Source organism: Nostoc sp. C057 (genome assembly GCF_013393925.1).
Classification (GTDB): Bacteria; Cyanobacteriota; Cyanobacteriia; order Cyanobacteriales; family Nostocaceae; genus Nostoc; species Nostoc muscorum_A.
The window spans coordinates 1-19346 of sequence record NZ_CP040283.1; the positions used below are offsets into that span (position 1 = coordinate 1).

Consider the following 19346-nt stretch of genomic DNA (forward strand, 5'->3'; position numbering starts at 1 on the left):
ATGAAAATTTACCAGAAAAATCTACCACACAACCAGATCACTGCTAACTCGACATTAATTGAAGTGTCATCCTTCCAAACACCTCTGGCTAGCATTGACTTTGGCAAGTTGTTTCAGCAGTATAACAATCCCCAAGGTTGGATGATGGTAGGTGGAATACTGTTCGTTATACTGTTGTTGCAAATCAGTGGTACTGGTAAGGGAAAAATTACCACTGGTAAAGTCTCCGGTATCAGTGAGAAACTAGCAGCAACTAACCTAGCACTCAAGCAAATCAAGGAGCATAAACACAATAAAGTTACCCTATGGTCTGGTACTCCTCGCTATTGGGTAAAAGGCAAGTGGCGGGGGTTGCTGGCTAACATACAAATTATACTTGGTGCTGCACCTACAGTTTGGTTTCCCAATGCCGAAAGGGGAACACTGGTAATAGGTGCGCCTGGGTCTGGTAAAACCTACTCTACCATAGACCGGATGTTAGAAAGTGCGATGCAGCAGGGTTTCCCGATTTTACTCTACGACAAGAAGGGCGACCAACTACGACTCCATGCACCCCTAGCTGCCCGTTATGGCTATAAAGTACGAGTATTTGCCCCCGGTGAACCCTTTAGCGGTGTTATTAATCCTTTGGATTATATGCGTGATGCACGGGATGGGGTAATGGCAGGGGAAATTGGGCAAGTGATTAACCGCAATGCTTCCAGTGGTGGTAAAAGTGATGAGTTCTTTGCTAAAGCCGGGGACTTGTTAGCTAAAGCACTTTTACAGTTAGTTAAGGGTTCACCTTACCCAGATATGGCGATGCTTTATGCGGTGCTGCGGTTGCCAAAACTGGTGCAACGTCTTGACCATGCAGTACAGTCCAAAAGGTTGGATGAATGGGTGGCGACTTCGTTTATTCAATTTTTGAGTGCCAAGGATGCAGAGAAGACTATTTCGGGGATTTTGACCACAGCAGCAGGTACTTTCTCATCTTTCATCCAAGCTGATTTGCTGAGGGCATTTATAGGGAAATCGGACATTCCCACTAAGCTTGAAGGTAGAGAGATGGTGGTGTTCAAGCTAGATGATGAACGTCGCAGTGTGGTTGGGCCTCTGCTGGCTGCTGCAATGCACTTGATGATTGTTGGTAATTTGAGCCGTCCCCGCAAAGACCCGTTGATTATTTCTTTGGATGAATTGCCATCTATAAAGCTAGACCGACTGCCACAGTGGATTAATGAATATCGTTCCAATGGTGCCTGCTTTATTCTGGGTATCCAAAGTTTAGAGCAACTTTACGATATTTATGGAGATAAAATGGGGAGTGCGATCGCTTCTGCTTGTAGTACCCATGTTTTGTTCAATCCTGGTAACTACAAAACGGCTGAGGATTACTCAAAGCGTTACGGTGAGAAGGAAGTGCTGATTAAAAATCGTACCACAGGGCGATCGCTTGGCGGACAAATGAGCCGTTCAATTAGCTGGAGTGAGAATTTGCAAAAAATGCCTGTAATCAGTGCTGACGAAATTTTGAAATTTCCTCAAGGCAAGTGCGTAATTACCAGTCCTGGTTATAGTTCCGAGGGACAAGCTTCTATTCCTTATCCTTTAATTATTCCCGTGTCCAAAGCCGATGAAAAACGGGCGCATGATAGTGAGGCTCTTTGGGACACACAAGTTAAACCTGCTTTAGAAAGTCAGGTGACAATTCCAGATATTAAAACGCTAACACAAGCATTACATGAACGGATTGAGTCAGCAGCGCGGATGTTGCCATTACCAGAGGAAGATGTAGCACCTGCACATGAGTCTAGTAGCAGTGAAACTGATGTTTTAGAAAATTTCCCAGCACGAGTTTATCAAACACCCGGATTGCAAGGATAAGAGGCTGGTAGCTTTTAAGAAGCGAAATATTGTTGGATATATTGTTGCTCACAGCGTAAAATGTTCAGGGGGTGTATGTTTTCCTGTTGCTAGTAATTTGAGGATAATCTGCGCTTGGTTGAAGTGGTTAAAGCAAGTGCTATTTCTCAACATTATTTTGCCATACCTCTTTGATAAACTTTTTGAACTCTTCTAGAATCAGAGGTAAATCACTATCAATTTCTTGGGTTTGTTGCCCATTTATAATTGGACGAAACAGACGACGACCTCGACTATCAAAACCAATTTTATCCGCAACTGCCATAAAGATTGAGTAATCTTCTGGTACTGGTAAATCTCCACCTTTGCGCTGAAGAATCAAAAAGCTGGTGATAATTCCCAATCCACATTCTACCTGAAAGTTCTCTGTAGGTAACTGAATGGAAGCAATTAGCAAAGCCATGTCTTCTAATAGCCATCGGCGAAAGTGTGCTTGGTTAGATGAAGAAAGAATTCCATTAGACACCAAAATACAGACTATTTCACCAGGTTGCAATTGATTTAAACACTGTTCTACAAATAAGCACTCTTGTTCTGCTTGGGTTTTCAACTTGGATGTAATAACGTAGCTTCCATCTCCGTGTTTTATCCATTTATAAGCCATCTCAAATCGGGCTAGTTCTGAATCGGAAGCGAGATTAATTTTGCAATAGGGAGGATTGGCAATGGCTACAGTAGGCAAGGAAATTGGCAGAGGAGAATTCCTGACACAATTTTGAAATAGTTGTTGCCAATCAGCAATTTGAATTTTCATCAAAATAAACTTCGTTGCAACATATTTTCTGCTTTAGTATTTTCGTATTTAATACCATTAATTAGCAAACTATTATTTAGCTTCGGTTTAGGTGTTGATGCGGGAGTTTCATACTTTAAATTTGGTCGTATAAAAGAAATACCCTTGCCAGTCAGGGTGTCTCCGATAACTAAATCTCCACCCAAACTAGGAATAGGCAATGCCAAGTAGGGAGCGTAAAGCATGAAGTTTAAACTTGCTATTTTTATTAGTAGTGAATCCCACTCCCAGCCTGTTAAACTGATAGCATAATTGGACATTTCCAATGCTAATCTTCCTGTACCAAGTGCTGGTTCATATATATGAAATGGTGCTATTGCAGCAGAACTGTCAACTGCTGCAATAGCCATTGTCCTGGCTGTCCAAGTAGGAGTAGGATAGAATTTAGCTCTCGATTGTCCGTAACGATTAGCAGCCAACAAATGACCAAAGTAATCGAAGGGACAAGAAATCAAAAGCTTCAGTTCCAATTCTTGAATAAGACGATTACTCGCACCGTTACATCCCTCTGGCTCATGAGGCAATTTAGTAATGTTGGGATGCCCTAGAGCATAAAGTAACCAATCAGTGAAATAGGGAATAAATCTGGAAGTACTGCCGCATCCACCTGTAGGAATAGATTGCAGACAGCTTGAGAGCATCTGTAAAACTTGAGGATGTCCTAAGTCTAAAAACTCAGTTTGTGGTATTTCTTTAGGTAGCTCTCCAGTTTCCATTGTGCATCGCCATTGCTCCCACCTACCTTGATATTCATCATCTAATTTCAGTAGCTTTGATAATAGCCATCCATGTTCAAAAGTTGATTTGAGTACCATTGGGGTTATCTGTAATAAGCATTTGCCAATGGCAGAGGCATTAGCCTCTTAAATCTTGACTTCTGGAATAGCTTCTAAATTGACCATTGACGATAACTCAGGAATGACTATGTTTGATTGTGATTTGTTATCTGGAGATTGAGTCAGTAGTTTAATTAACCATTTTTCAGTCTGCATCTGATCCTTTTTATTCCAGCGTACATTTAATCTTTGGGCTGGTTTAACAGGATGTAATGCTAAAACTACGAGTTGTATTTGGTTAGGAGCAACTGAGTATTGTCTAGCCGTAGTCCACAACTTTACCCGGTCTTGCCAGCTTAAGTAGGGATGGCGTATAGCCCATTCATAAAGCCTGGGAATACCTTGTTTAAATGCTATATTTGTTAATACTTGAATAAAGTGCTTGTCGTCATTAATCGCAAGAGGTGCAATAACTGGATTATCGACTAATAACTTTTTCCGAGATTGAAAAATTTCCGGTGCAAGTTCCTGTATTTGATCAACCCACTGAGCAATTTGAGGATAGGCATTTAATAAAGGTTCTACAGTCAGTCCTAAAAATAGTTGTCTCATCACCAAAGAGAAGTTATCTGCAACTATAGAGTCAAAGGCAGAGCGATTTGGATGATATTTTTGACTGGGGAATAGGACTTGTTGCTGTGTTTTAGTAATTTGTTGAATATCGGCAAGATTAATTACTGGCATGGTGGAGAGAATATAACATCTCTCCCATGCAGCGGTAAGCTGCAAATTAATTACTTCGATTAATTATGCTTCAATACAGATATACAAAGTATTGCCGGTTGCAGGAAGTAGAAAATTTAGTTACAAAGCTCTGCACCAATCGGGTATTACTGTTGATAGCTGAAGGCTGCTGTAATTAGGCAAGATAGCCAGGGCAACCGTATGTTTAATAGGAGTAAGTTTTTTGATTGAGATTATTAGAGTTCGTGCTACACCAGAGCAAATTGAACAGATGCTACAAGAGTTAAAGTTTTATATTAAGGTAGCGGTAGATATTGAGCATCGGATTCTGGCTGGGGGAGGTGAAATGCACTTTTACTGTGAACAGGCGTTGCTAGAAGATGGCAGTAAGCAGAGTGATATTAGGTCGCATCGTTTTAGACCTGATACACAACAGATAATCTATGAGTCTATGGTTAATCTCCGTCCCCGACAGAATCGTTCAATGGAAATTATGGACGTTAAGATTAGAGAACAGGTTGCCGCAATTATTATGGAGTTTCTGGGATGAATAGTGGCTTAACTTATGAGCAAGAAACCTTTGTGCAAGATAGTATCCCTGTTAGATTGGAAAAATTGGCAACTAATTTAGCACGGATAAATCAACTTTTCAGTGAGTCTACACATGAGGATGTGGTCAAAAGCCTGATTAGAGAGACTATGTATTTCCTTGAGTGGATAGCCCCAGATATAGATATTGACAATGCTTTTGAGTTAGCAAACTTAGGAAGGTTTCTCACACGCTGGCTGTTTAACTGGGAACAAGCTTGGAATAACACAGATGCTAAAAACCAGATTATTCAAGAACTTGGCACTTGGTCAGACAGTGTTTTGCAAATGTCAAAATTACCTGCTGTACAACAATCCTAACTGATAATGACTCAATCCCAACCTCCATTACCACAACCCAAACTAGAATCTGCTGGTATTACTTCTGACCAGTATTTTGAATTTACTCCAGAAAAACTAGAACTTAGTAACGGATATTTGGGTTATGGTGGACAAGACCAACTTGGGTTTCATTTGTCTGTTCTCACCAACATGGGATTATTGACAGCAGTTCGACATACAAATTTGTCGCTGTGGCTAGAAGCGCTCAAAGGTGTAGTAAGGGAAAAACTACCAACTGTCAACGCTCAACCAGAAGTAGCAGAAGCAATGCTCAATCGATTTAATCGGGCGTAGGCGTAGCCCGCCGCAGGCATCGCAGACTTGGAGGCAGTGATTGAGTATCTGGAACAATAAAATCTGGAAGTTGAGCGATGTCTACGACGATGCTCGTGTCACACATCAGGTGTAGGGCTACGCCCCGGTGGAGGCGATCGCATTTAACAACAGTAATCCCAGTTGCTTCAATAAAGCAGTGTTACCATCAGGGCAACCATGTTGAATTAGACACTTGGCACAGCCAGTATCGCAGTTGCAATCTCGTGCGATCGCTCTAGCAGCACTAGCAAGTTTTGGCAGATGTTTAAACACAGCTTCAGCCGCACCATTCCCACCATCACTGGTATCATAGAAATAGCCTGTGTAATTGTTATTTTCCCCTAACTCCTTCACTACTGTAAAATTCACCTGTTTTAGGTCAACTCTAGCCACCAGCTGTAAAGCTCTCATAATTTGATGCCCAAAGCTGTGGATAGCAATCAAGGGACTGGAATATTCCCACAACTGTTGATAACCTGGTGGAATCGGTTCTCCACTGCGGGTTAAATTGGTTCTAGTTTCCAAGGCATTGTGTTGGAGGTATTCCCGCGCACTTGAGTTTATCGCTACTTTGACCATTGGTGCTGAAAATTGTGTACGGAAAGGCTGCTCAAACTTTTCTTCTGACAGGGTTTTCACAATTACAGCTTTGCGTGTGAGTTTGCTACAAAGCGGACAACGACGTTCTTTAGGTAGCGGCTCTTTGTAGTTAAGACACCGTTTGTTCAAACAAGTCTGCTCATAGATTTGGGTCATTAAACTGTAACCACTGGTAATGTGCTTAACCTCACCAAAACTAAGTTCTAGGGTTAAGTATTCCTGACAGTCATCAACTTCACTGACTTGAGAAAACAGCAATGGTAACTTCACCGGATCTGTCAGCACTGTTAGGCTACTGGTTTCTGATTCTGTAACTGCAACTGTAAACAGTGAGCTATCTGCTGTCTGTTTTAAAATTGCTTGCTTGCTGTTCAAGTCAAGGGAGATGCACCGATAAGTCAGCATTCGTCCATTGGCATCTTGTCGTTTGTAGATGGCTTGGGGATGGACTTCTCGGTGAGCAATATCTTCTGAGATTTCCTCTAGTTCTTCCCCTGATTCTGCATCTACTAGCTTGATGGTAGTTTGGGATAAGCCACCCCGAAAGTTAACATCTTTATGGGGATAGCCTTTTGCCCACAGTCCATTACGACCTTTATTTAGATGCCCTTGGGCTAACAGGAGTTTTGCTACCTCGTAAGCTGCTGTGCCAAAGTAGTGCTTGATTTTATTACTAGGAATACCAGTTTCTGCGGCTGCACACATCAAATGTTTAGCAGCAAAGATGGGATATTCGTCATTAAAGAATACTTCCTCAGCTTCTGGCGATACCAGCATTTCTGGATGTTCTGCTACATAGCAGTCAATGGGATTGAAAGCATTAGGAAGCAGCACTGTCAATCCAGACTGAGAACGTCCGGCGCGGCCACTGCGTTGCTGGTATGCCATTTTGGAACCTGGCCAGCCACGCAAAATGCAACATTCTAATTCTGGTAGGTCAATTCCAGCTTCTAATGCTTCTGTGGCAATAATCCACTTGATCGTGCCAGACTGGAGTTGGTCAACTACTTCTGCCCGACGCTCAGAGGTAATGCCACTGTAGAACGCGGCTACTTGGTTTGATTTGAGTAATTCTGTTAGTTCCCGCACGCTGCGACGGGAGTTACAAAAGGCGATACCTGATTTACATTGATTGAGTAAAAATTGAATTATCCGAGCGGTATCACCAGTTAGATTGTAACTGGGCTGAGTGATTATTATTTGTCTAGATGGTGAAGCGGCTCCACTTTTGCGAATCCAAATCAGGGGTTTGGGGTTGAGTTTAGTTGGTTTTAAGCCGGAGATTTTCAGAGCCAGTTGTTTAGGATTACCACAAGTGGCACTCAGGAAGATAAATTGCAGTTTCTTGGAGTCACCACCGTAATGATCTACTGCTAGTTTAATGCGACGAATCAGCCAGGACATATTTGCGCCATAGCTACCTGAGAGGGTGTGAGCTTCGTCAAGCAGTACATAGCGCAATCGCTGATAAAAGTTTGCCCAATGCGCGGATTTCCAGGCTTGCTTGAGTTGAAAGTGGATTAATTCTGGTGTGACACCTAAAATATGCGGTTCACTCTTGAGGATTTGTTCTCGTTTTTCTGATTTGACATCTCCAGTGATCATTGCAAGTATAGGTCTGGATTGTGTGGGTATGGTAGAGAGTAGTTCAGAGATTTTGTGGAACTGGTCTAGTGCTAATGCTCGCAGTCCATAAAATGCTAATGCTCGGTGTTCTTGATTTATACAACCTTCCAGAATGGCGGGGTATGTGCTGAGAGTTTTGCCACTGGCTGTGGGAGAGGTGAGGATTAAACTTTTACCTTGTCTAATTGCTTGTAATGCTTGAAGTTGGTGAGAGTAAAGTTGGGTGATTCCTAATGAGTGAAGTGCTTTAATTAATTTATTTGGCAGGTCATTAGGGATATTTTTCAGATTAGGTTCTTTGGCAGGGATAGTCTGTTGCCATAGTAAATCTTCACCTAGAAATTCAGTAATATCTGTTGGTTCAGTAGGATGGTTATTTGAGTTGGAATTTTCTGTAATGGGTGTACGAGGTGGTGTCCAAAAGCTTTGTAGCAGGGCATTGTAGTTGGGCGTGGTCATAGTCGTAGTCTTCGCTCACTGCCCTAAAAAATCCCCCATTGGGGGAGTGCTACTGAAAAAATATGTATTTATTATAACCTTTACTACGTATTGCTCACCCTGGGCATAAGAATATTCAGCACACAGTGCGCTACATATAACTTACCTCTGGTCGGTTTCAAGGACTTTGAGATGATTAACATCTAAATGCCTAAATATTACCCTGAACTCCGATTGACATTTTATCCTACACTTGGTAAGATTTTCTTACAAACGGTAATATAGTGTGCTGCACTATGACCCCAGAAAATGTAAAGGTCAAGCTCATAGAAGTGTTTAAAGAAATCCAGAGCGATAGCGGATATGAAGGACAGCCAATCACAGAAACAACTTGTCCTATCAATGATTTAGCATGGCTTGACAGTTACCTCTGGCCTGTTGCCATCACTATGTTGGCTACGGAACTTAACGTGAACATCCCTAATGACAAAAACATTTTTTTGTCAGAGGATTGCACGCGGCGACTCACCATCAACGAATCAGCTGATGTAGTTTGTGAAATCGTCAGTAAAGAGGAAAAACGGAGATGACTGAAGCAAAAGACAAGAAAGCAATAATTGCTTCTCGCATTCGCGAAGCACGTAAGATGGCAGGTTTGTCTCAGGCTCAGGTAGCTCAAACTCTTGGTCTACATCGACCCTCTATTTCTGAAATAGAGGCTGGCAAGAGAAATGCTTCCGCCGAAGAAATTACAAAGCTTGCAGAAATTTTTGATGTCAGTGTGTCATGGCTACTTGGTGAAGGTGCGAATAAGGTCGATGTCCATGACAATAAACTTCAGCTTGCTGCTAGAGAACTCCAAAAGCTTAAGCCAGAAGATTTAGACCGACTGTTAACATTACTTGCTTCAATGCGAACGGGGAGAGACAACCTGTGATTAGTAATATTAGTTACCTTGATACCAAGTGTAGGAAAAAATCTGTGGCTAATCAGAGGCAAGAATTGGCTCAACAGGCCATGCTTAAATCAATCGATATTCGGAAACAAGCTGGTCTAGACCTTAAAAGCCCAGCTTGTATCTATAACTTGTGCGACAAACTCAATGTCAAAGTTAAGTTTGTTGATATTAGTAGCATGGAAGGCATATATCTCAAAGGAGATGAACCACAAATATGGCTTTCTGCGCTGCGACCCCTTACTAGGCGTAACTTTACCTGCGCTCATGAACTCGGACACCACGTTTTTGGACACAGTTCAACGATTGATGAACTAACAGAGGATTCGGAGAAATCTAAGACTTTCCATCCTGACGAGTTTCTGGTTGACTCCTTTGCAGGTTTCTTACTTATGCCAACTTTGGGGGTGAGAAAAGCATTTGCTTCGCGTGGCTGGGATATTGCTTCAGCAACGCCACTTCAGATTTTCACGATTGCCTGTAGTTTTGGTGTTGGGTACGAGACTCTGATCAATCACATGACTTATACCCTAAAAATGATTAATCGCATCAAAGCTGCGTCACTTCTAAAATCTACACCCAAGTCTATCCGCCAAGATTTTCTTGGGCGTTCATCAGCAGAACCGTTGATAATTGCTGATGCACATTGGTCAATGCCTACACTTGATGCTGAAGTTGGAAGTCATCTTCTACTACCAAACACAGCAGAAGCAACGAACGACACTATCACTTTCCAAGAAAATCACTCACAGGGTCGTCTCTTCCAAGCTAACCGTCCTGGTATTGTGCGCGTTTACTGTCATGACGCTGAGTGGGCAGCTTTTGTTCGGGTTTCGCGTTATCAGTTTGTAGGACTAAGCAAATATCGCCATCTTGAGGAGCCGGAAGATGAGTAATAGTGCGCCTCTCCCCATTAACGAAACAAACCTCTCTTGCGCTTGGAGTCGTATATTTTTACACATTATCGATAATCCTGGCAAAGAAATTTCGCCATTGGTGGTTAGTTTAACAGGTTTTAGCAGCGGTATTGTAAATGAAGACAAATCAGTTCGAGATGCTCTTGATAATTGCCTTGTAAAGAACAAAAAACAAAAAATTCACACAGTTGCAAATACGATTTTTCCTAGCTCTCTCTGGCGAATGGCTAAGTATGACCGAAAGAAATTCTTTGAGATTTATCTTAATGCTCTTCCCAGATACAAAGCTGCTGAACCGTCGAAAAACCGACGTGGTATTTACTTTGAAAGGCTGATTGATTTTGGTTCTGGGCCCCACAATGGCAACCAACTCGAACACATCATTTTTGAGTATAATTCACACCCAAAAATCAGAAGAAGTATGTTTCAAGCTTCTATCTTTGATCCAGGGCGAGACCATATTCCTAATTGTAGGCAACTAGGCTTTCCTTGCTTACAACACCTTAGCTTTGTACCAAATAATCAAGATAAAACCCTTGTTTTAAATGCTTTTTATGCTACCCAACAACTTTTTGATAAGGCATACGGCAACTACTTGGGACTATGCAGATTAGGCGATTTCATGGCTCACGAAATGGGACTGACGTTTGACCGGATGAACTGCTTCGTAGGTGTAGCAAAATTAGAAAGAATTGGAACAAAATCGCCAACTTTAACTCCAGTTATAGAGGCGGCTCGGAATATTATGCAACAAACAACTTGCGAACATACAATAGATAAAACATAGCTTTTTTCCAGACAAGCTTAATAAAAGATATTTGCGGGTGAGAGTACTTTACGGATTTAAGGAAACAGAAATGTTTCTTTAGAGAGATAAAATGGGAAAAAAACGTCAGAAACAGTCTAGCGAAAACGCCAATCAAAACAAACAGTTAAGTCTTGGAATTGGCGATAGTGGAGAAAAACCTATCTCATCGCCAGTTATCATTTCACATATTCTACCCGCCAAGCCTACAGTTGTATTCAATACTTATTGGCAATTCGCTGCCGAACGACAAAAGATATTTTACAAGAAGCTAGAAAATGCACAAGTGCCTTGGACTGATGATCCAATTCTTTCCACATACAAATTTACCAATGCCTACCGCGCAAGCGACCGCACGAGCCAGTACTTGATACGAAATGTCATCTATCGGGACGATCTACCATCTTCAATCAATGAGGTATTCTTTAGAATTATCCTCTTCAAAATTTTCAACAAAATTGAAACTTGGCAGCTTCTAGAAAAAAATATTGGACATATTACTTATGCTGACTATTGCTTTGAACGCTACGATAAAATCCTCACAGAAACCATGCAGTCCGGTCAGACTATCTATTCTGCGGCATATATCATGCCATCGGGTGGCAAAACATTTGGATATACTACAAAGCACCGCAATAATCTCAAGTTGATTGAAAAGATGATGACTGATGATCTGCCACAGAAGCTAGCAGATTCACGGAATATGCACCAGGGTTTCGATTTATTACATAATTATCCAACTATTGGCGATTTTTTGGCATACCAGTTTATAACTGATGTTAACTATAGCGAGATTACTAGCTATAGCGAGATGGAGTTTGTAATTCCTGGTCCTGGTGCGCTTGATGGTATCCGCAAATGTTTTCTTGATCTGGGTGGTTTAAACGAACCAGAAATTATTAAATTCATGGCAGATATCCAAGAATCTGAGTTTGAGCGATTAGGACTAAATTATCATTCCCTTTGGGGACGGAGACTGCAATTAATCGACTGCCAAAATCTATTTTGTGAGGTAGATAAGTATTCTCGGATGAAACACCCTGAAATATCGGGAATATCAGGAAGAACACGTATAAAGCAAAAGTATTCAGTTAACGTACAACCAATTAGTTATTGGTATCCACCAAAATGGAAAATTAACCAAGCTATTGAAGAGGATATAAAAATTCAAGCTGCTTCCAAATCTAAATAGAAGGTATTACTAAACGAGGGGTGCAAATTTAAAAAATTTAAAATTATTTGCCCTCCTTGCAAAAGTTTCTAATCAACTCCGATAACTCTACAGAAGGCTTTGCTTCAGCAACTTTAGCATGGCCAAGTGAGCCTGCTTTCAGACTCTATTTTTTCATGCCCATAATCAGCAACACCAAATATAATCTCAAGATAAGGAGTGGATAATGGATTTTCGTAAGTATCAACAACAAGCCCTGAAAACTGATCAAGTTCCTACTAAAAGTGGAGATGGAATAATCATACCTCTGCTGGGTTTGGTTGGTGAAGCAGGTTCACTCCTCGCTGAATATAAAAAGCATCTCCGGGATAAAGATGCACATAAACTTTTTAAAGATTGTGTTGCAGAAGAGTTAGGGGATTTACTTTGGTACGTTGCTAACGTAGCCAGTAAATTTGATCTAGATTTGGCAGAAATTGCACAAATTAATCTGAATAAGTGTCGTGACCGTTGGGGAAGAAGAGATTCGGTACAAATAGATAGTCAAACTACAGCCTACATATTTGATAGTAACTTTTCCGAACACGAAAGTTTACCGCGACAGTTTGAGCTATATCTTACTGAAGTGAGCGAAGATAACTCAGTGAAAGTGAGAGCATTTATTAATGGTCAACAGATTGGAAATTACCTTACCGATAACTCCTACTTTAGTGATGGCTATCGCTTTCATGATATTTTTCATTTGTCCTATGCTGCTGTTTTGGGATGGTCGCCAGTCATTCGCAGTAACCTTAAACGCAAGCGTAAAAGTAATCCTCGTATTGACGAGGTTGAAGATGGTGGTCGGGCAATAGCTATTGATGAAGGTATATCAGCACTTGTATTCAGCTATGCCAAGGATCATGGGTTTTTGGAAGGGGTTGTAACGATAGATGACCAACTATTGAAAACTATAAAAAATATGACCTTGCATTTAGAAGTTCGAGAGTGTTCGCTAGGTGATTGGGAGAAGGCAATTGTTGATGGGTATAAAGTTTGGCGACAAGTAGAAAAAAATGGGGGCGGTAAGGTTATTATTGACATTGATACAAGTTCGATAAGTTATCAAGCAAAATAAAGTGGTAAACAGATCGTTTAATACCTCCTCCATCTGGTGTAAGTAAAAGTGGTGGTTCACATCAAGCGTTCACAGAAACCTAGCTGACTATTATGGTACTTACCATATGCCTTATTTCCTTTGCCTCCTGCCTTTTACCAACGTGAAATATTGACTTGGACTTACTTAAATAACTGATTTTGGATTTTAGACCGGAATCAAATATACAATCCAAAATCCAAAACTCTCAGTCAACTTTATGTTGATTAAGTTAACTTAAATAACCTGCTAACACTAAGAATTATTAGCAGTAAATCCTTACTTTCAGCACCTCTCTTAATAGACATCTCCAAATCCAGCATCATAGTTACTGCCTTAGCTAAAGCGTTGATGCTTGTATTTGCTACCTCCTGACGCAAGTAGTAAATGCGATTAGGATTGCTGATATTGCACAGTTGAGCTAATTCACTATCTTTCTTAACCCCAGAAACGATCGCAGATTTAACCCATAACCAAGTTCTAAACTGCGTTAGGAGAGTAGCAACAATCACCATTAATGGTTCCGAGCGTGACAGTAAATCATCCAGCAGGTGCAAAACTTGATTGCTTTCTCCTTGGCGAATAGCAGATGCCAGTTGTAGGCTATTCTGAGTCTGACATGGCACTAATTCTTTTACTTCTGCAAGCTCAAGTTGTCTGCCCTTACCATAAATATACAGTTTGCGTAACTCAGTAGCTGCACGAGTCATATCGTTACCAATTGCTTCTGCTAGATATTCCACTGCATCCTTTGACAGCATCAGCTTGATTTTTTTAGCTTGAGTAGCGATCGCCTTCTCAATTAAATCAGCACGCCAAGGTGGTATCAATAGAAACTCAAACAACTTGGCATACTTGACAATATGTTTGTAAATCTTCAGGCGCTTATCTACATTGGTGGCGACAAACACCAAAATTGTGAATTCAGGCACTTGAACAAGCTGCTGCAAAGTTTCTAACTCAGTATCACCCCACTGCTTGAGGTGGCAATTTTCGACAATCACCAGTTTTTTACCACCAGTCAGGGAACGAGTGCGAGCTACACTGATAGCTTGGTCAAGGTGATCGGCTGGAAATCGGTGATAGCAAAGTGTGAGCCATTGGGTATCAATCTCTGCTTTGTATTGGTTTAGCTGTTCCTGAATAGCGTGTTGGTCGTCACCTGTCAGCAAGACAATCATGCTTTTACCCTCCCATTACTGCTCTTGTTGGCAGTTTTAATTAACACAGTCATTGGTTGTTGACTTTGGGTAGCTCGTTGCAGCATTTTAGCGATCGCCTCTTTACTACTTTCAAACTTATTCAGGTAAGCTGGTGTAACCTCTAAAATCGCCTTGTCACCTTGCAATTTAACGAGATTTGCATGAGCCAACAGCTTTTGATTGCTAGGTTTAGCTGTATCCATCACCTGCTGCCAAATTTGAGCCAGATTAGTAGTCTGGGCTGCAACTGTTGGTAACAATTTGTCATCATGCCCTTTGTCATTTACAGGTTTAGCTTTCACCTTGTTTGTGGTATATACTCCAACTGTTGGTAGCAACTTGCCGTCATGCACAGGTTTAGCTGTTAGCGTCTTGGTTGCACTGACAGGCAATAAACTGGTCATCAGGTTCAGTAAGCAAACTTCTAGCCATACAGCAGCATTTACTGTGTACCGCAAATAGTTTTCTGCTTTTTGTAACTCTGCTAAAGACAAGTTAAGCGTCTCGAAATTCCAGTGATTTGCTAAAACCTTAAGTTGAGCATAGCTAAGACAACCAGTTAGCAGGGATTGCTCTTTGGGTGCAGATTTGATAATCAGTAAATCTCGGTATGTTTGCAGTAAGTTGGAGAGAATCAATTTGGGTGTTTTTCCAGAATCTACTAAAACTCTCGCTACTTGCAGCAAGTTAAAGGTATTGTTGGTGGATATTGCCTGTAAAATTGACATTAATTCTGTTTCTGTCACACCACCAGCGATTTCCATCACATGATTGGCAGTGATATCTTCATCTAAAAGACTCACCTGACCCAGTAATTGCAGTGCATCCCGCAATCCACCATCGCTAAGTCGAGCGATCGCTGTTAGTGCCTCCTCATCAATAGAGATAGATTCTGCATCTGCTACAATACCGAGGTGCTGCACAATTGCCTGAATAGACAAAGTGCGGAAATTAAACACCTGACAACGGCTGACAATGGTAGGTAACACCTTGTGCAGTTCTGTTGTGCAGAGAATGAAAACAACATGAGGTGGTGGTTCTTCAATACACTTAAGTAAGGCATTGAAGGCGTTACCGGTTAGACAATGGCACTCATCAAGAATAAAAATTCGGTAACGTCCTGCAACTGGTGCTAAGGTACTGCGCTCAATTAAAGCACGGGCATCATCTACACCATTATTAGAAGCAGCATCAATTTCACTAACATCTAGGCTATTACTGGTTTCAATTGAACGGCAGGATTGACAAATACCACAAGGTTGGTCAGTTGGTTTTTTAGTGTTGAGGCAATTGAGGGATTTAGCAAATATCCTAGCAGTTGATGTTTTACCTGTGCCTCTAGAACCTGTGAATAAATAAGCTGGTGCAATTTGCAGGTGTTTGATAGCATTAGTCAGAGCAGTTTTGATGTAGGGCTGTCCAACTAATTCGGCTATTGTCTGGGGTCGATATTTTTGATGTAGGGCGACTGTAGACATAGGATTCATTAACCTTAATTTGTCGCCCTTACCCCTGTTAAGGGGGTGTAATTTTGACTCAAAAGTAGGCTGATTTGCTCAATTCCAGTAAGATTTACCGATACCAGAAGTTGAGTACACCCAATCATTTAAAAGTTGAAACAGGTGTATAAGTTTATGGAATTTACAACCGAGCTATAGCCATTTTAGAATTCATATCCTTGCCTCATAGAACGCTAATTTTATCTTTTTTACCTGCCGCCTTAAGCAGTAGCGAATTCTGTTAAACCTCGTTTACTGGGATGATGGAAACCCAAAACAATATCGGCTTGGGGTATTCCGGCTGATAGCAAATCATCAACAACGCATAAATTAGTTGCATCTTCTTCCACCCAAACTTTGCCGTTTTTAATGCAGAGATAGATAATAATATACTGTATCTGCTTTTTGTCATCCCAGCCAAACCGAAACCAAAGATATTGATCTCTTGTTTCATCAAAAGCCAAGCGATCGCTTACTTCAACTTCCGCATCTTTTATAACTTGAGCATTAGTAGTTTCGTAATAATCACTTAATATTTTCTTGATAGCATTGCGGTATTGCTCTAGCTTATCCATTGCCGAATTTCCTCCTTTTGTGTATTTACAACTATTAATAACAGGTTATTTTCATTGATGACTGCTTGTACAGATTTCCGTTGAAAAAAGTTCTCATAGACAACATCATCAACAGCTAAATAAAGTTTATATTCTGGCTCCGTAAGTTGAATGAGTTTCCGATAGACTATGTATTGTCCCAGCGCATTATGAAAATCATACATCAGTGATTTACCCACAAAGCTCTTGATTTCTACGACAATCTTCTGTCCCTGGCGTTCTGCGGCGATTGGTTTTTCTGCTGCTAGGTCGGCGTAGAGTTCAGCATCCTCATATTTGATAAAGTAAGGATCATCTGTGATAGTCCAACCGTCTTTTATCAATGCGTTTTTGACTTCATTATGGTATATGTCTTTTGCTGGCATGGTGGAACTATTGAGTAATACTCTGATTGTAAAGTGTTTACCATATTGGGTAACAATTAGATTCTAAAACATACTTTTCTCTCTTTCTTTCTTGCACCCTGCTTTGCTTCCTTTTTTCTTGATAAAACTGGATAACTTTGGTATTTTGGCGGCAAATAGTCGGATATCTACCGCCAAAATGCACAGTTTCTATTTGTCAAAATCGAGGATTTTCGTTCATGTTGTCCAGTTTTGTCCAGAGTTCCTCAAATCCCCGTCTAAAATAAACACCACTCGTATCCAAAACACCCTACAAAACTTCAAGTTTCCGATTAAGATTTATTAAGCATTTAGAGTGTACAGTGGCAATAAGAATTGACGCATTTCCATTTGCAGTTCTGGATTTGGTCTATCTCCATAAGGAACCAACATGGCAGGATGATCTGATTGTTGCAAGTGCATTTTGATAGCGGAACTAGGAATTGCCTTGGCTGCTTCTACTAAATACTTGAGGTTAAACTGAATATTCAATGACATTTCTGATGGTAGATGAGCAGCAATAACTTGATCACCTTTGCCAAACTCCCGTTCAATTGATAATCGTAGCTGCTGCAAAGCTCCATCAAACTGTAAGTAAATACCTTTCTCTTTTTTATCTGTTAACACAGCTAACCGTTCCAGTGCTTTGACTAAGAATGCTTTTTCTAGGATTACTTCTCGGTCAAAGCTAAATCTTGCCAATAGCTGTTCGCAGTCAGGGTAAGTTCCTTCGAGACATTGACATCTGAGGATAATATCTTGCCAGGCAAAACCCAAGCGATTACTTTGGGCATCATACAACAGATTAATGAATTCGACAGAATCATCCAAGTTACGCGCTAGTTCCTTGAGGACTCGACCGGGAATAGTAAATTGTATCTCTGAAGATTCTACTTGTTTGCGGGGTTTTCTACCAATTCCTTGAGTTGAAAGTTCAGTGGTTGCGACTCGATGCCCATCAGTACCAATAAACTTTAACTTCTCCTGTGTAAGTTGGATATGAACTCCGGTCAAGATATATTTATTTTCATCAGTGCTTACAGCATAAATTACACCTTTCAAACCATCTTTGAAAACTGTTGTTGGCAGAGGAATGGGAGTAGCATCAATTGTAGAACTAGGTGGAAATTCTTCAGCACTAATGCCTCTAATTTCATATTTTCCATCAGCATCAGATAAACCCAGAGAGCAGATTTTTGTTTGCTTATCCTCATCAATAAGCTGTATAATCTGAGTCTGACTACTGAGGCTAATATTACCATTAGGGCAATGCTTAACTATCTCAAATAGCATTACTACTGGCACAGTGATTTCACCCTTGAGCAAAACTTGAGCTTCAAAACTTGCCTGAATTGTTAATGCTAAATCAGTAACAGTTAAATGTATCTGTTGTGTTTCGATATCTGCAATGATTAGAGCATTAGCAAGAATCGGATGGCTAGGTTTAGCTGGGGTAGCACAACTAACTAAAGAGAGTGCATCGTGAAATTTAGTTTGTGAGCAGATTACCTCCATTCCTGATTCTATAAGTGGTTGAGAGTTGAACTCTGATTTGGCAGAACGTTTATTAGTACGCTTATTTGAGATAGGTTCAGTTGAAGTATCAGCGTCTGGAGATGTACGTTTTTTCTTTTTACTTGTAGATATCTCTGGGATATTTGCTGATACTTCATTTTCGGCTTTAGGAGTAGCTACACTTGTTTTTTCGGTCTGATTGGCAGGCTTTACCCTTTGTTTCGATGCTGTTTGAGTCATGATAATTTATTTCTGGTTGCGTCATTGTTAGAAAGATGACTGCGATAGCAGAAAAGAAAGGATGTGAAGTTTTGAATCAGATGCTTTTACTCTGTGAGACATACAGAAGTTTACTGATATATCCCATTTAACCGCTCTCAGGTAAGCCTTTATTCTGATCGTAGCTTTGGGAATATCTGGCTCTGCTCCTGAATTATTAAGTTCTACAAATGCCTCCAAAAGTTCTTTCCAATGCTTTTTAAACTAATAACTTTGCTGTTATTAACAGATTCTTCTGTAGTGTTATCAGCCAGCACAGAATCAGTTTCCAACAAAGAGTTCAGCAGTGATAGTTGATGTTCAACATCTGCCACATCACGGTATATTCGAGACGGGTCTATTTTCATTCCTAAAGGTGTAGGAACAATTTTTAAATATTGGTTTAATGTCTCTAGATAATTTCTATTGGCAAATTGTCTTTGTGCTACATAAGGGCGCAATATCTCCAGTAATTGAATAGCTCTTTTGATTTCTAGAGAATCAGAAGTACTATCAATTTGAGGTTTGCTTTCTCGGTAGCCTTTCATTTTCTTCTCAGCCACGAGATTGTGGAATTTAGAAATTGCTTGTTGATAATTACCAAAAGAGTGTACTTTTTGCTGAGATTTGTAGCCTACCCTACCCCACTCAACAGTTAGATTACCTTGCTCAACTTTTGCACTCCAGAATTTGTTACTGTTCTGAGCCGCATTTACAAATATTAAGTAAACTTCCATATTTTTGACATAATTTAGCGTAAAGTAT

Annotated in this window: 20 protein-coding genes; 10 read left to right on the plus strand and 10 right to left on the minus strand. The window is 40.6% G+C overall.

Features of this window, described 5'->3' with window-relative positions:
• Entirely contained in the window at positions 1-1866 is a 1866-nt protein-coding gene (locus FD724_RS32775; RefSeq protein ID WP_179075900.1) for a type IV secretory system conjugative DNA transfer family protein, read from the plus strand.
• Positions 1867-2005: 139 nt separating this feature from the next.
• On the opposite strand, the gene FD724_RS32780 is transcribed toward FD724_RS32775, so the two are convergent.
• The 3 genes from FD724_RS32780 to FD724_RS32790 are packed head-to-tail and all read right to left on the minus strand — an operon-like array spanning position 2006 to position 4263.
• Positions 2006-2659, minus strand: a complete 654-nt coding sequence (locus FD724_RS32780; RefSeq protein WP_179075901.1) for an N-6 DNA methylase — start codon at positions 2657-2659, stop codon at positions 2006-2008.
• Positions 2659-3513, minus strand: coding sequence for a hypothetical protein (locus FD724_RS32785; protein WP_179075902.1), 855 nt, complete (start codon positions 3511-3513; stop codon positions 2659-2661). Before FD724_RS32785 ends, FD724_RS32780 begins: the two co-directional genes overlap by 1 nt.
• Positions 3514-3561: 48 nt before the next feature.
• A complete protein-coding gene (locus FD724_RS32790) occupies positions 3562-4263 on the minus strand; it encodes a hypothetical protein (protein ID WP_256874661.1) in 702 nt (233 codons plus the stop codon).
• A gap of 178 nt (positions 4264-4441) precedes the next feature.
• Here FD724_RS32790 and FD724_RS32795 point away from each other — a divergent pair, with 178 nt between their 5' ends.
• From FD724_RS32795 to FD724_RS32805, 3 genes are read left to right on the plus strand one after another with little or no spacing between them, the layout of a single operon-like run.
• Entirely contained in the window at positions 4442-4768 is a 327-nt protein-coding gene (locus FD724_RS32795) for a DUF5674 family protein (protein WP_179075903.1), read from the plus strand.
• Positions 4765-5127, plus strand: a complete 363-nt coding sequence (locus FD724_RS32800; protein ID WP_179075904.1) for a hypothetical protein — start codon at positions 4765-4767, stop codon at positions 5125-5127. The genes FD724_RS32795 and FD724_RS32800 overlap by 4 nt, the downstream gene beginning before the upstream one ends.
• A 6-nt stretch (positions 5128-5133) precedes the next feature.
• Positions 5134-5442: a hypothetical protein gene (locus FD724_RS32805; protein ID WP_179075905.1), complete on the plus strand. Its 309-nt coding sequence runs from the start codon at positions 5134-5136 to the stop codon at positions 5440-5442.
• A gap of 117 nt (positions 5443-5559) precedes the next feature.
• Here the strand turns inward: FD724_RS32805 and FD724_RS32810 are convergent, their stop codons facing one another.
• The gene (locus FD724_RS32810) at positions 5560-8148 is read right to left on the minus strand and encodes a DEAD/DEAH box helicase (RefSeq protein WP_179075906.1); all 2589 of its coding nucleotides are present in this window, start codon (positions 8146-8148) and stop codon (positions 5560-5562) included.
• 275 nt (positions 8149-8423) lie between these two features.
• Here FD724_RS32810 and FD724_RS32815 point away from each other — a divergent pair, with 275 nt between their 5' ends.
• The 6 genes from FD724_RS32815 (at position 8424) to FD724_RS32840 (ending at position 13092) form a co-directional block, all read left to right on the plus strand.
• On the plus strand, positions 8424-8717 hold the full coding sequence (locus FD724_RS32815; RefSeq protein WP_069069438.1) for a hypothetical protein: 294 nt from the start codon (positions 8424-8426) through the stop codon (positions 8715-8717).
• The gene (locus FD724_RS32820) at positions 8714-9064 is read left to right on the plus strand and encodes a helix-turn-helix domain-containing protein (protein ID WP_069069437.1); all 351 of its coding nucleotides are present in this window, start codon (positions 8714-8716) and stop codon (positions 9062-9064) included. Before FD724_RS32815 ends, FD724_RS32820 begins: the two co-directional genes overlap by 4 nt.
• A 44-nt stretch (positions 9065-9108) precedes the next feature.
• Positions 9109-9978: an ImmA/IrrE family metallo-endopeptidase gene (locus tag FD724_RS32825; protein WP_218107937.1), complete on the plus strand. Its 870-nt coding sequence runs from the start codon at positions 9109-9111 to the stop codon at positions 9976-9978.
• Positions 9971-10786: a thymidylate synthase gene (locus tag FD724_RS32830; RefSeq protein ID WP_179075907.1), complete on the plus strand. Its 816-nt coding sequence runs from the start codon at positions 9971-9973 to the stop codon at positions 10784-10786. Before FD724_RS32825 ends, FD724_RS32830 begins: the two co-directional genes overlap by 8 nt.
• Positions 10787-10877: 91 nt before the next feature.
• A complete protein-coding gene (locus FD724_RS32835) occupies positions 10878-11996 on the plus strand; it encodes a nucleotide kinase domain-containing protein (RefSeq protein WP_179075908.1) in 1119 nt (372 codons plus the stop codon).
• 205 nt (positions 11997-12201) lie between these two features.
• Positions 12202-13092 carry a nucleoside triphosphate pyrophosphohydrolase family protein gene (locus FD724_RS32840; protein ID WP_069069434.1) on the plus strand — a complete coding sequence of 297 codons (891 nt, stop codon included), beginning with the start codon at positions 12202-12204 and terminating at the stop codon, positions 13090-13092.
• Between the two features lie 245 nt (positions 13093-13337).
• Here the strand turns inward: FD724_RS32840 and holA are convergent, their stop codons facing one another.
• From holA to FD724_RS32870, 6 genes are all read right to left on the minus strand, one after another.
• Positions 13338-14291 (minus strand): DNA polymerase III subunit delta, encoded by a 954-nt coding sequence (holA, locus tag FD724_RS32845; protein ID WP_179075909.1) that lies wholly within the window; start codon positions 14289-14291, stop codon positions 13338-13340.
• A complete protein-coding gene (gene dnaX, locus FD724_RS32850; protein WP_179076016.1) occupies positions 14288-15790 on the minus strand; it encodes a DNA polymerase III subunit gamma/tau in 1503 nt (500 codons plus the stop codon). The genes holA and dnaX overlap by 4 nt, the downstream gene beginning before the upstream one ends.
• A 242-nt stretch (positions 15791-16032) precedes the next feature.
• Complete coding sequence (locus FD724_RS32855; protein WP_179075910.1) at positions 16033-16386, minus strand: XisI protein; 354 nt, start codon at positions 16384-16386, stop codon at positions 16033-16035.
• Positions 16374-16790: a XisH family protein gene (locus FD724_RS32860; protein ID WP_179075911.1), complete on the minus strand. Its 417-nt coding sequence runs from the start codon at positions 16788-16790 to the stop codon at positions 16374-16376. The genes FD724_RS32855 and FD724_RS32860 overlap by 13 nt, the downstream gene beginning before the upstream one ends.
• 321 nt (positions 16791-17111) lie before the next feature.
• Positions 17112-18563, minus strand: coding sequence for a DNA polymerase III subunit beta (gene dnaN / locus FD724_RS32865; RefSeq protein WP_179075912.1), 1452 nt, complete (start codon positions 18561-18563; stop codon positions 17112-17114).
• A gap of 203 nt (positions 18564-18766) precedes the next feature.
• Positions 18767-19318 carry a WGR domain-containing protein gene (locus FD724_RS32870; protein WP_179075913.1) on the minus strand — a complete coding sequence of 184 codons (552 nt, stop codon included), beginning with the start codon at positions 19316-19318 and terminating at the stop codon, positions 18767-18769.
• Positions 19319-19346: the final 28 nt, after the last annotated feature.

Coding starts and splice junctions, on each gene's coding strand:
- FD724_RS32775 (WP_179075900.1), top strand. CDS start 1: ATGAAAATTTACCAGAAAAATCTACCACACAACCAGATCACTGCTAAC.
- FD724_RS32780 (WP_179075901.1), bottom strand. CDS start 2,659: ATGAAAATTCAAATTGCTGATTGGCAACAACTATTTCAAAATTGTGTC.
- FD724_RS32785 (WP_179075902.1), bottom strand. CDS start 3,513: ATGGTACTCAAATCAACTTTTGAACATGGATGGCTATTATCAAAGCTA.
- FD724_RS32800 (WP_179075904.1), top strand. CDS start 4,765: ATGAATAGTGGCTTAACTTATGAGCAAGAAACCTTTGTGCAAGATAGT.
- FD724_RS32805 (WP_179075905.1), top strand. CDS start 5,134: ATGACTCAATCCCAACCTCCATTACCACAACCCAAACTAGAATCTGCT.
- FD724_RS32810 (WP_179075906.1), bottom strand. CDS start 8,148: ATGACCACGCCCAACTACAATGCCCTGCTACAAAGCTTTTGGACACCA.
- FD724_RS32815 (WP_069069438.1), top strand. CDS start 8,424: ATGACCCCAGAAAATGTAAAGGTCAAGCTCATAGAAGTGTTTAAAGAA.
- FD724_RS32820 (WP_069069437.1), top strand. CDS start 8,714: ATGACTGAAGCAAAAGACAAGAAAGCAATAATTGCTTCTCGCATTCGC.
- FD724_RS32830 (WP_179075907.1), top strand. CDS start 9,971: ATGAGTAATAGTGCGCCTCTCCCCATTAACGAAACAAACCTCTCTTGC.
- FD724_RS32835 (WP_179075908.1), top strand. CDS start 10,878: ATGGGAAAAAAACGTCAGAAACAGTCTAGCGAAAACGCCAATCAAAAC.
- FD724_RS32840 (WP_069069434.1), top strand. CDS start 12,202: ATGGATTTTCGTAAGTATCAACAACAAGCCCTGAAAACTGATCAAGTT.
- holA (WP_179075909.1), bottom strand. CDS start 14,291: ATGATTGTCTTGCTGACAGGTGACGACCAACACGCTATTCAGGAACAG.
- dnaX (WP_179076016.1), bottom strand. CDS start 15,790: ATGTCTACAGTCGCCCTACATCAAAAATATCGACCCCAGACAATAGCC.
- FD724_RS32855 (WP_179075910.1), bottom strand. CDS start 16,386: ATGGATAAGCTAGAGCAATACCGCAATGCTATCAAGAAAATATTAAGT.
- FD724_RS32860 (WP_179075911.1), bottom strand. CDS start 16,790: ATGCCAGCAAAAGACATATACCATAATGAAGTCAAAAACGCATTGATA.
- dnaN (WP_179075912.1), bottom strand. CDS start 18,563: ATGACTCAAACAGCATCGAAACAAAGGGTAAAGCCTGCCAATCAGACC.
- FD724_RS32870 (WP_179075913.1), bottom strand. CDS start 19,318: ATGGAAGTTTACTTAATATTTGTAAATGCGGCTCAGAACAGTAACAAA.